Here is an 11,995-nt window from a genome sequence, read left to right on the forward strand (position 1 = left end):
TGCCGGAGCGTTCGATGAGGGAAACGGGTCAGGCCGCGTCGGTCGCGGCGAGCGAGGCGGGCCGGAGGTCGGTCCAGTTCTCCTCGATGTGGTCGAGGCAGGCCTGCCGGGTGCTGTCCGACACCACCACGTTCCAGCCGGCCGGGACCTCGACGAACGAGGGCCACAGGGAGTGCTGACGCTCCTCGTTGACGAGCACGTGGAAGACGCCGTCTTCGTTGTCGAAGGGGTTTGTCATGGTTTCAGTCTCTCTGTTCTCGGGGCCGGCCCGGGCTGATTCCGGGCTTCGCGGGGGCCTCGGGCGAGTGCGGTGCCGAGGGCGCGGGCGGTACGGCAGCGGAAGACGCTCTCCACGTCGACGGGCCGTCCCAGCTCCGTCTCGATCCGGCCCGCCAGGCGCAGGGCCGTCAGGGAGTCGCAGCCGAGCTCGAACACGTCCTCGTCCGCATGGACGAAGTCGCGTCCCAGCACCTCCGCGATCAGCTCGCACATCATCTGCTGCCCCGGTTCGGCAGGTGGTGCGGGAGTGTGTTCCAGGAACCGGCCCGTCGGGAGGGCCAGCGCTCCGGGCAGCTCGATCAGCAGTTCCCGTAGACGATCGGCCACCTGCTGCCCGAGTGGTGCGTCGAACAGGTCCGGGCGGTAGCTGATCTCCAGCTCCAGCTGCCGGCCGGGTGCGGCCATCAGCTTGAGCGGATAGTGATAGGCGTCGTGGCCGACGACATCCGTCAGCCGCAAGCCGTTGTCCGGACCGCTCGGCAGGGTCTCGGCGGTCGGAAAGTTCTCGAAGACGACGCAACTGTCGAACAGGGTCCCCAGTCCCACCGTCCGCTGGATGTCGCTCAGCGGGAGGTAGTGGTGTTCGAGGAGTTCGGCGTGCTCGCCCTGGAGGCGTTCGAGCAGTTCGGCCACCGGCTCGGACGGGTCGAGACGCACCCGTACCGGCACGGTGTTGATGAACACCCCCACCATCTCCTCGACGCCGGGGAGTTCGGCCACCCTGCCCGAGACCGTGGCCCCGAAGGTGATGTCCAGCTGCCCGGTCCGCCGGTGCAGGCACAGCGCCCAGGCGACCCGGACCAGGGTGTTGAGCGTGACGCCGTGACGGCGTGAGATGTCGAGCAGCGCGGAGGTGTCCGCCTCGGAGAGGGCGACGACGGTCCGCTCCGGAAGGACGCGGATCCGCGCGGTGTCCGTGCCGGGGCAGGCCAGCGTGGGCTCCTTCAGACCCGCCAGCGCCTCCAGCCAGGCCGTACGCGCCTTCTCGCGGTCCTGTTCGGCCAGCCACCGCAGATAGTCGGGGTAGTGGCCGGGTGCGGGCAGCCCGCTCGCGGTGCCGTGGTCGTAGAGGGCGAGCAGGTCGCGCAGCAGCAGCGAGGTGGTCCAGCCGTCCACCAGCAGGTGGTGCATGGTCAGGACGATTCTCTGCCGGTCCTCGCCCAGGCCGACCAGGGTGCAGCGCATCAGCGGCGGCTCGGCGGGGTCGAAGCGCCGGCGCCGGTCGGCCGCCAGCACCGCCGCCAGCCGGTCGGCCTGTTCGTGCGGGTCGAGGCCGGTCAGGTCATGGACGTGCCACGGCATGGCCGTCCGCTCCGGGATCACCTGGACCGGCTCCCCGGACCGCTTCTGCAGGAAGGCCGCCCGCAGCATCGGGTGCCGTTCCAGGAGAGCGTCGCAGGCACCCCGGAACCGCTCGGCGTGGAGCCGGCCCCGCACCTCCAGCGAGATCTGCACGTTGTAGACATCAAGGTCCCGGCTGTCGTACCGGGCGTGGAAGAGCAGCCCTTCCTGGAGCGGCGTCATCGGCAGGGCCTCGACGACGGGCAGACCGATACGGGCGCCGAGACCGGCGAGCTCGGTGTCGTGCCGGTCGAGCGGTTCTCCGCCCAGTGGCCCGCCCTCCCGTGGCAGGGCGGGCGGCATCGTCTGCCGCGGGACGATGGCCTCCGTGCTCGTCCCGTGCTCCACCAGCGCGCGCAGCGCCGCGAACCAGAGCCGGCCCAGCTCGGCGACGTCCTGGTCGGTCAGCAGCCGGCGGGCCCACAGCCAGTGGGTGACCAGGCGTGGCCCTTCCGCGCCGTCGCTGACCGCCGCGGTCAGTTCGACGACGTGCGCCATGGGCATACGGGGGTCGGCCCCGAGGGGCAGCACGTCCGACTCGGGGGCCACGCTCCAGTCGGTGGACCCCGCACCGCCCTGTCTCCCGAGGTAGTTGTACCCGATCTGGGGTGCGGGGCGGGCCGCCAGCTCGGCGGCTGTCTCCTGGTTCAGGTAGCGCAGCAGACCGAAGCCGGTGCCGCGCCGGGGGATGGCCTCGACCTGGGCCGTGACCCGGCGCACGGCCTCGCCGAGGCGGGCCCCGGCCGGATCGTCGTCCGGCGCCCAGTCGGCGATCCTGGCGTCGACGCGTACCGGGTACAGCGTGGTCAGCCAGCCGACGGTGCCGGACAGGTCGACGTCCTCGGACAGCTGTTCACGGCCGTGGCCCTCGACGTCGATCAGTACGGCCGTGCTGTCGCCCTCGTCGGGCGAGCGGTCACGACGCCAGGCGGCGACGGCCACCGCGAGGGCGGTGAGCAGTACCTCGTTCGTGTGGGCGCCGAAGACGGCGGGCACGGTCGTGAGCAGCGGGGCGGTCAGCTCCGGCGGAAGGGTGAGGGAGAGTTCACCGGCCGTCGCGTAGACGTCGTGCGACGGGGAGAGCTCCACGTCGGCGAGCCTGCCGTCACCCGGCCCCCGTCCTCTGCCGAGAGTCCGCCGCCAGTGGGGCAGTTCGTCCCGCAGGGCGGGCGCCTCCGCCTCGGCGCGGAGCAGCAGGCTCCACTCCCGCATCGAGAACGGCACCGGACCCGTCTCCGGGACGCCACCCGCTGCCAGGTCCTGCCAGATGCCGTACAGGTCGGTCAGCAGGATGTGCCAGGAGACCGCGTCGACGGCCAGGTGGTGGACGGTGACGAGCAACCTGCCCTGGGCGCCCTCCCCGGCGTCGAACCAGGTCACCCGCAGCATGGCGCCGGCGCGCGGGGCGAGGGAGTCGGCGTCCTCGCGGGCGCACGCGGCGATCCGCAGACGGACGCCATCCGGCGCGAGACCCACGACATCCACCCGGCGGACCGAGTTGCGCGACTTCACCGGGTCCGCCGGGTCCGCCGACTTCACCGGGTCCGCCGGGTCCAGCGTCAGCGCCCCGTCCTCCCGGAGACGTGCGCGCAGCGACTGATGCCGCCCGGCGAGAGCCTGAACGGCGGTGGCCAGCAGGTCGGCGTCGAGTGCGGCCGGCACCCGGAGCAGGGTCGACTGGTGGTACGCGTCGGTCGTTCCGCCCTGCTCCCGCAGCCAGAGCATGATCGGCGTCGCGGGGATCACGTCCGCCGGCCACCGCGCCCCCGGGTCGGCCGCGCCCGGGCCGCCGCCCGAGGCGTTTACCGCGTCCGTCGGGCTCGCCATGAGGAAGGCGGCGAGAGCGCTCGCGGTGCGGTGGGTGAAGACGTGCTTCGGGGTCAGGTGGAAGCCCGCGGCGCGGGCGCGGACGACGAGTTGGATGGCGGTGATGGAGTCGCCGCCGAGGGCGAAGAAGTCGTCCGCCGCCACGGCGCCGTCCACACCGAGCACCTGGACGAACAGTTCGACGAGAACGGTCTCGACGCTCTCGTCCCGCGCCCGGTCAGCCGGCTGCCGCCGCCCGGACTCACCCGCCTCGTCGGGGGCCGGCAGCGCGGCCCGGTCCACCTTGCCGTTCGGGCTCATCGGCAGTGCGGGCAGGGTGACGAACGCCGAGGGAACCATGTTCGCGGGCAGCCGCGCCCCGATCCGGTCCGCCAGCGCGGCGAAGTCCGCGGACGGGTCGGCCACCGGTACGACATAGGCCACCAACCGCTCGTTCCCGTGCCGGTCCTTCCGTACGGCTGCCGCGGCCAGGGCGACGGCGGGATCGGCCGCGACTACGGTCTCCACCTCGCCCAGTTCGATCCGGAAGCCGCGGACCTTGACCTGGTCATCCGACCGGCCGCGGTAGACCAGGACGCCGTCGGGCCGCCGGCACGCGATGTCGCCGGTGCGGTACATCCGGGAGCCGGGCGGACCGAAGGGGTCGGCGACGAAGCGGGATGCGGAGAGCCCGGGCCGGTTGACGTAGCCGCGGGCGAGCACGTCACCGCCGATGTACAGCTCGGCGGGCAGGCCCGCGGGGACGGGACGCAGGAAACGGTCCAGGAGGTAGACACGGGCGTCGGGGACCGGACGGCCGATCGGCACCGCACCCCCCGGCAGCGGATCGCCGGGTTCCAGGCGGTACTCCATGCATCCCACGGTGGCCTCCGTGGGTCCGTACTCGTTCACGACGGTCACGTCCGGGTGGGCCTCACGCCACGGGGCCAGCGCCTCGCCGTTGAGCTGTTCACCGCCCAGGACCAGTTCCCCGGTCGGGGAGTACCAGCCGGACGACGCGGTCAGCACCGGCAGGTGGCTGGGAGTGGCTTTGACGAAGGTGGGCGGCGGGGTGGCGTCGGTCGGGGCGTCGAAGTCCTCCAGGTCGACGATGCGCACCAGACCGCCGGAGGTCAGCGGGCCGAAGATGCCGGTGACCGTGAGGTCGAAGGAGGGCGGTGAGTGCACCAGCGCCTGTCCGGCGAGGCCGGGGTAGGCGGCGCGGGCGAAGGCGAGGTAGCTGTCGACCGTACGGTGCTCGACGGCGACGCCCTTGGGCCGGCCGGTCGATCCCGAGGTGTAGATGACGTACGCGGCGTCCGCGGGCCGCGGCGGCGCGCCGCGTTCGCCGTCCTCCACGCGGTGCGAGGGCAGCAGTGCCAGCTCCTCCCGCACGGTGGGGGCGGCGAGCGGGACGACCGACGGATGCGTGATGTGCGCCGGGCGGGTGGCGCCGGCGCAGACGACGACGGACGGGGCGGCGTCGTCGAGCATGAACGCGACGCGTTCGGCGGGATAGGAGGGATCGATCGGCAGGTATCCGGCTCCCGCCTTCAGCGTGCCGAGCAGCGCCACGATCAGGTCCGTACCGCGCGGCAGCGCCACGGCGACGAGGCCGCCGGGCTTCACGCCGCGGGCCAGCAGCAGCCGTGCCAGCCGGTTCGCCTCCGCGTCGAGCCGGAGGTAGCTGAGCGACCGTTCCCCGTCCGCCACGGCCGGGGCGTCGGGTGTGGCGTGCGCCTGGGCCTCGAATCGCTCGGTGAGTGTCGCCGGTACACGGGCGGGAACGTGCCCGGACCTGGGGCCTTCCCGGTCGCCGATCACCTGCTCCCGTTCCTCGCGGGTCAGCAGCGGAACGGCGGCGACCGGCGTCGTGGGCCGTTCGGCGAAGGTCTGGAGCAGCAACCTCAGTCGGGAGCCGATCAGTTCGACACGCTCGGCGTCGAACAGGTCGGTGCGGTAGTTGAGTTCGAGGCGCAGGCTGGGGCCGGGGACGGCGAAGACGCTCAGGGGGTAGTGGGTCGAACCGGTGATCTCCTGCTGTCCGGCCGCTTCCTCGTCCCCTTCCAGCAGCGTCACTCGCAGGCCGGCCGGACCGTCCTGCACGGCCTCCCAGTCGAAGGGCGCGTTGCCGAAGCCGGTGGAGGTGTCGAAGAGCGCGCCGAGCCCGGCCAGCCGCTGCACCTCGGCCAGTCCCAGGTGGTGGTGCGGGGCGAGTGCGGCCTGTTCGTCCTGGATCCGGGCGAAGAGGGCGGCCATCGCGTCCTCGGGGGCGATCCGTACCCGTACCGGGATGGCGTTCATGAGCAGGCCCACGACCGAGTCGACCCCGGGGAGCTGTGGCGGGCGGCCGTGCACGGTCTGGCCGAAGACCACGTCGTCGCGCCCCGTCAGCAGCGAGAGGAGCAGCGACCAGGCGCCCTGTACGACGGTGTTGAGCGTGAGGCCGTACTCCCGGGCGGTCGCGGTCAGCGCCTTGGTCGCCTGCTCGGACAGCGTCACGAAGGCCAGCCCGGGCATCGCCTCCGCGAACGGCGCGCCGGGGGCGACGAGTGTCGGTTCGTCCAGACCGTGCAGGGCGTCGCGCCACGCCTGTTCCGCGGCGGGCCGGTCCTGGCGGGAGAGCCACCTGAGGAAGTCCGAGAAGGAGGTGAGGGGGCCGAGTCCGGCGTCGTCGCCGTCGCTCCGGTAGAACGCCAGCAGGTCCTGGAGGACGAGGGGCAGAGACCACCCGTCGAGCAGGATGTGATGGTAGGTCATGACGAAGGCGTGGTGGTCGGGCGCCAGCCGGATCAGCGCGAACCGCATCAACGGCGGCGCCCCCATGTCGAAGCGGCGCAGCCGTTCCTCCTCGAGGAAGGTCAGCAGCCTCGCCCGCCGTCCGGACCCGGACTCCGCCGACAGGTCGAGTTCCGTCCACGGCGTCTGGACGACGCGGCGGACCAACTGCACGGGCTTGCCGTTGGCGCGCAGCCGGAAACCGGCCCGCAGGGCGGTGTGGCGGCGGAGCGTGGCGGAGCAGGCCGCGCGCAGACGCTCCGCCGAGATCTCCCCGGTCAGTTCGAAGCCGGCCTGGATGTTGTAGACGTCCACCGTCTCGGAGTCGTACAGCGCGTGGAAGAGCATGCCCTCCTGCAGTGGCGTGAGGGGCAGCGCCATCTCGATCGGAGACTCTGTCGCTTCGTTCACTGTGAGGTCATCCCCGTGAGCGTTTCGGTGGTGGCGGTGACAAGGCGGCGGGCGGTGTGCGGGGCACGCCGACGCGGCCGACAGCGCGATGCTGCCGCACGGTTCGCGTGCGGGGACAGGCAGTGGACCGGCAGCTTCCCCGGCCGGCTCCCGCCCTCAGCGCAGCGTCGTTGTGAGGGCGTCGAGCGTCGCGGGCGCGCCGGTGAAGAGGTAGTCGTGCCCGCCCGGCAGCAGCCGGAGGGAGAACTCGCCCGCCGCGCAGTCCCGCCAGCGTTCCAGCTGCTCCCCGCTGATCAGTGGGTCGTCCGCGCCGCCGAGGACGTGCAGCGGGCAGTCGACCCGTTCCGGGCCGGGGGCCAGGTAGGCCTCCGTGAGGGCGAGGTCGCGGCGGACGGTGCGCAGCGCGTACCGCAAGTACGTCGGATAGCGGGACAGTTCCGAAGGGATGCCGCCGAAGCTGTTCAGCCAGGCGAGCAGCCCGGCGTCGTCCCGGTCCGACACACGCCGGCGCACCGGGGTGTGCGGCGACCGTGCCGCGGACACCAGCAGTGCGCGCGGCGGTGTCAGGCCGCGCCGTGCGATCCCGACGGCGATCTCGTAGCCGAGCAGCGCGCCGAAACTGTGGCCGAAGATCGCGTACGGCAGGTCGAACTCGTCCGCGATGCCGTCGATCACCGCGTCGGCCAGTTCCTCCATGGTCTCCGGCAGCGGATCCGTGCCGCGTACACCCCGGCCCGGCAGCTCCACCGTCGCGAGCTCCACGCCGGAGGGCGGGGCGAGACGCCACGGGGCGAACGAGGCCGCGCTGCCGCCCGCCTGCGGCAGGCAGAACAGCCGCGTCCGGGGCCGTGACGCGCGGACCCGGCCCACGATCCAGGGACAGTCGTCACCGGGAGCCGGTGCGCCTCGCGAGCCGGACGGGTTCCCTGAGCGGGTGGGTGGTGCGACGGCGGTCATGCGCGTCCCGCCCCTTCGGTCGGCCGACGGTCATGCGGGGCAGCAGCCCCTGCCGGGCATCATGGTTCGGCGGGTGGCGGCGGGGCCAGGCATGGGACCGGCAACCGGTCTGCCGCCAAGTTGCCCCACGGGTGCCTGGAGAGCTGTTCCGGGGCGCGTCAGACTCCACGAGCGTCAGTCCTGTTCCGTGCCCGAGGGGTGGACCGTAATCCAATGACCACAGTTCCGGACTCGGTGACCGGCTCGGCGGCCGCTCCCGGCGGTTCGGCCGCCACGACCGGCTCGGCCGAATCGACCTTCTTCACACTGGACACCGTCACCGCGGACCTCATGGAGGTCGACGCGATGTTCAAGGCCATCCTGAACTGGGACTACGGCCAGCGCGACAGCCGGGTGTGGAACCTCTACGAGAAGAACAAGGTCTCGCAGTGGAACGCCACCACCGACATCGACTGGGACCACGAGATCCACTTCGGGTCGGAGCTGTCGGAGGAGAGCGGGGGGAGACTCGCGTCCTTCGTCGTCGGCGAGGGGAGCCCCGTGCCCCGCGAACTGCTGACGCAGTTCCGCTGGCAGTACCAGTCGTGGATGTGCAGCCAGTTCCTGCACGGCGAGCAGGGCGCGCTGGTGACCACCGCCCGGCTGGTGGAGACGGTGCCGGACATGGATGCCAAGACCTACGCGGCCTCGCAGGTCGCCGACGAGGCGAGGCACGTCGAGGCGTTCGCCCGCTATGTCGACGAGAAGCTGGGCGATTCCTACCCGATCAATCCCGGGCTCAAGACGTTGCTGCACGACCTGCTGTCGGAATCCCGGTGGGACATCGTCTATCTCGGCATGCAGGTGGTCGTGGAGGGGCTGGCGATCACCGCGCTGCGGCTCGCGAGCAGCGGTTTCGGGGACCCGATCATCCGGCAGATCACCAAGATGGTCGCGAGCGACGAGGCCCGGCACATCGCCTTCGGGGTCACCGCGCTCACCGGCATGTACGGGCAGGTGACCGCCGCCGAGCTGCGTGAGCGCGAGGACTTCCTGCTGGAGGCCATCCAGCTGATGTCGCGCCGGTTCATGCTGCGCGAGGTCTGGGAGCGGATGGACCTCGACGTGGAGAAGGGGCTGCTGTTCGCCCGGACGAACCCGATGATGGCCACCTACCGGCAGATGCTGTTCCAACAGGTCATCCATGTCCTGCGGCAGTTGGACATGCTCTCGGACCGGGTCAAGAGCCTGCTGCTGGCGGAGAACCTGGTGCGTCCCGAGATCATGGCGATGACGCGCTGACTCCGGGCTCCTCCACCGTCGCGCCGGCGCCGATGTCACCTCGGGTGACATCGGCGCCGGCGTTCCCGCTTCCCTCGCCTCTCTCCCGTCCTACTTCTTCGCCGCGCGGAAGCCGTTGACGACCGCGATCAGGCTCGCGACCAGGACGATCAGCGCCACTCCGGTGTAGACCTCGGGCGTCGTGTTGTCGGTGACGTCCGCCAGGAAGTCCGGGTTGAAGATCTGCCGTTGCTGGAGGATCCAGGCCAGCGGCAGCACGAACACCGCCTGGGCGATGGCGTGCAGGACGGCCAGCCGGCTGGTCCAGCCGTGCGTGACCACACGGACCAGAGCGAGCACGACGAGGCCGGTGAGCCCGATGAGGATCGGCCAGATCCAGCCCGACCACAGGTCCGGGTCGAGTACGGCGATCCGCTCCCCGCCGTCGGTCCGGTAGGGCTCGGAGAGCTGCTGCCAGACGGTCAGGCCGAGCAGCAGCGCGTACCAGACCGCCGTCAGGACGGCACCGGTGCCGACCTTCTGGGGCTCACGCGTCTCGGGCAGGTCGTCGGGGGTCCAGTCGGTGGTACGGATGAGAGTCCCCTTCCGATGGCCGGCGCGCTCGGCGACGGCGAACAGCACGGTGAGTACGGTGACCATCTGGGCGCCCACGGTGAACACCGTCTCGACGCCGGCGCCCACGGCCGCGCCGAGACCGTTGTCGTCCACGATCTCCAGCAGCACGAACACGGCGGTGAGCACCGGCAGCACGGTGGTCAGCAGGAAGACCAGCAGCCGGATGTAGGTCGGGTAGAGATCGGGGCCGATCAGGGCGAGCGGCCGGTCGGTGTAGCGCGCGGCGTGCCGGATCGGATCGCCCATCTCGCTCAGCACCTCGCGCTCGACCGCCTCGGGACGGGCCGGGTCGCGTGCTTCGATGGTGTCGGCGATGGTGGTGCGCAGCTCGTCGGCGATGTCGTCGCGCTGATCGGCGGGCAGTCGTCGGACGACCTCATGCACGTAGCGCTCGGTGAGCGTGTTCGTGCTCATCCATTCTCCTTGGTAAGCCGTGAGATCGAGGTGACGAGGTCCTGCCATTCGCGCACCAGTGAGGTGCGTACCCGGGAGCCCTCCGGGCTCACCCGGTAGAACTTCCGTGGCCGGGACTCGTCGGTGTTCCATTCGCTGGTGAGCAGGCCTTGCTTCTCGAGTCGGCGCAGCAAGGGGTAGAGGGTGTTGCCGTCGACGGTGACACCCGCGTCGTTGAGTGTCTCCAGCAGTGCGTAGCCGTACTGCGGCTTGCGGAGCAGCGCGAGGCAGGCCAGGACGACCGTGCCGCGCCGCAGCTCCTGGGCCTGGCCAAGAGCGATCTCTTCTGTAGCCATGCATCGCACTGTACTGTGCGGCGCACACTATTGTCACGCGTACAGTTCGCCCGGGACCGATCAGCCCCCTGCGACCTGCGCTTTCTCCTTCTCCGCCGCCGCGTCCTCCGCCACCTCCGCCGTCAGCGGCCGGGTCGTCGCGTCGAACTCGCCCGCGCAGAGCGCCTTCCAGATGACCCTCCGGCGCGGTTTTCCGCTCGACGTGACCGAGACACCGCCACGGGGCAGCTCGACCATGTGGAGCTCCGCGTCGCCGAGCCATGCGGAGAGGACCTCGTGGGCGGCCTCCCGCCAGCCGGGCCGCACGCCGCCGAACACCGCCACGCCGGTCGGTACCCCGCCGCGTACCCCCAGCAGGACGGCGACGCGCCGCTCGGGAATGCCCCGGTGGTGCAGCAGGGCCTCCAGGCTCTCGGCGAAGACCATCTTCCCGTTCACCTTCAGCCCGTCGCCGAGCCGGCCGATCACGAAGAGCTGCCCGTCCCGCAGGAAGCCCGCGTCACCGGTGGCGAGGCCCCCGTCATCGACGCTGGTACCGGAGGCGGACCCGGTGGCACCGATATACCCGCTCGCGATCGACACCCCGGTCACGACGATCTCGCCGACCCGTCCGTCCGGCAGTTCCTCACCCTCCTCGGACAGGATCCGCACCGTCCTGCCCTCCAGCGGACGGCCGCAGCCGACCACCGCCGCTCCGGCGAGAGACGCCGCGTCGCCGGCGTCCGGCGCCTGCGCCGACCAGCCCTCGCCGGGGGCCAGACCGGTCACCGCGAGGGTCGCCTCGGCGCTGCCGTAGGCGGGGAGCAGCGCGCCGCGGTCGAGACCGTGCGGCCCCAGCAGGGCGTGGAAGTCCTCGAGCACCTGCCGGTCGACCCGCTCCGCGCCGATGATCACGCACCGGACCGAGTCGAAGCGCAGCCCCCGCAGGTCGGCCGGTCGCACCCGGCGAAGGATGTACGCCAGTCCGAAGTTGGGCATGGCCGTCATGACAGCGCCCTGGTCGCTGATGCAGCGCAGATACCGCAGCGGCGAGCGGATGAAGTCGTCCGGCTGCATCATCCAGCCGTCGAAGCCGGTGACGACGACGTTCAGCAGGAAGCCGACGAGCCCCATGTCGTGGTGGACCGGCAGCCAGCTGATCGCCGGGTACTGGGGCGCGCAGCCCAGCCACTGCCCCATTCCGGCGAGGTTGGTCCGCAGGGCGTCGGCGGAGATCGACACGCCGCGCGAGAAGCCGCTCGACCCGGAGGTGAACTGGATCAGCGCGGTCTCCGGCAGCGGCATCGGCCGCTCCAACGGCTCCGCCCCGAGGACGAGTCCGTCGAAGGCGACCGGCTCCTTCAGCCCCAGCCCGCTCGCGATCCCACGGATCTGCTCCAGCGACTCGTCGTCGCAGATGGTGAACCGGGGCGCGGCCGTCCCGAACAGATGGCTCGCGTGCCTCTCGTACTCGTCGGCGTGCTGGAAGGCGAAGGGCGGAGGGATGGAGCACGGCGTCGCACCGGCAGCCAGCGCGCCGAAGAAGCCGGCGACGAAACCCGGACTCGAGCGCAGCACCAGGGCGACGACGTCACCCTGCCCGACCCCCCGCGCCCGCAGGGCGGCGGCGGTTCTCAGCACCAGCGCGGCCAGATCACGGTAGGACCAGAAGTCCCATCCGTCGGCGGAATCCGCGTAGTACAGACCGCGCTCGGTGGACGGCTGGTCCAGCCAATCGAGCAGGCCTCGGTCCTGGTCTCCCAACGTCCTTGTCCTCTCCAGAAGTTCGTGGCACGTCC

General features: G+C 71.6%; 7 protein-coding genes. 1 reads left to right on the forward strand and 6 read right to left on the reverse strand.

What is annotated here, in order from left to right:
* Positions 1-28: 28 nt before the first annotated feature.
* The 3 genes from AC3CH1_RS26175 to AC3CH1_RS26185 all read right to left on the reverse strand — a co-directional run bounded on the left by AC3CH1_RS26175 (position 29) and on the right by AC3CH1_RS26185 (position 7,572).
* Positions 29-238, reverse strand: coding sequence for an MbtH family protein (locus tag AC3CH1_RS26175; protein ID WP_488465164.1), 210 nt, complete (start codon positions 236-238; stop codon positions 29-31).
* Positions 235-6,615 carry an amino acid adenylation domain-containing protein gene (locus tag AC3CH1_RS26180; RefSeq protein ID WP_488465165.1) on the reverse strand — a complete coding sequence of 2,127 codons (6,381 nt, stop codon included), beginning with the start codon at positions 6,613-6,615 and terminating at the stop codon, positions 235-237. The genes AC3CH1_RS26175 and AC3CH1_RS26180 overlap by 4 nt, the downstream gene beginning before the upstream one ends.
* A gap of 156 nt (positions 6,616-6,771) precedes the next feature.
* Positions 6,772-7,572, reverse strand: a complete 801-nt coding sequence (locus AC3CH1_RS26185; RefSeq protein ID WP_488465166.1) for a thioesterase II family protein — start codon at positions 7,570-7,572, stop codon at positions 6,772-6,774.
* A 213-nt stretch (positions 7,573-7,785) separates the two neighbouring features.
* Here AC3CH1_RS26185 and AC3CH1_RS26190 point away from each other — a divergent pair, with 213 nt between their 5' ends.
* Positions 7,786-8,853 carry a ferritin-like domain-containing protein gene (locus AC3CH1_RS26190; RefSeq protein ID WP_488465167.1) on the forward strand — a complete coding sequence of 356 codons (1,068 nt, stop codon included), beginning with the start codon at positions 7,786-7,788 and terminating at the stop codon, positions 8,851-8,853.
* A 90-nt stretch (positions 8,854-8,943) separates the two neighbouring features.
* Here the strand turns inward: AC3CH1_RS26190 and AC3CH1_RS26195 are convergent, their stop codons facing one another.
* The 3 genes from AC3CH1_RS26195 to AC3CH1_RS26205 are packed head-to-tail and all read right to left on the reverse strand — an operon-like array spanning position 8,944 to position 11,960.
* A complete protein-coding gene (locus tag AC3CH1_RS26195; protein WP_488465168.1) occupies positions 8,944-9,882 on the reverse strand; it encodes an HAAS signaling domain-containing protein in 939 nt (312 codons plus the stop codon).
* Positions 9,879-10,217: a PadR family transcriptional regulator gene (locus AC3CH1_RS26200; RefSeq protein WP_488465169.1), complete on the reverse strand. Its 339-nt coding sequence runs from the start codon at positions 10,215-10,217 to the stop codon at positions 9,879-9,881. The genes AC3CH1_RS26195 and AC3CH1_RS26200 overlap by 4 nt, the downstream gene beginning before the upstream one ends.
* A gap of 60 nt (positions 10,218-10,277) precedes the next feature.
* Entirely contained in the window at positions 10,278-11,960 is a 1,683-nt protein-coding gene (locus tag AC3CH1_RS26205) for an AMP-binding protein (protein WP_488465170.1), read from the reverse strand.
* Positions 11,961-11,995 lie beyond the last annotated feature (35 nt).

Source organism: Streptomyces sp. MGP-P1, from assembly GCF_057766565.1.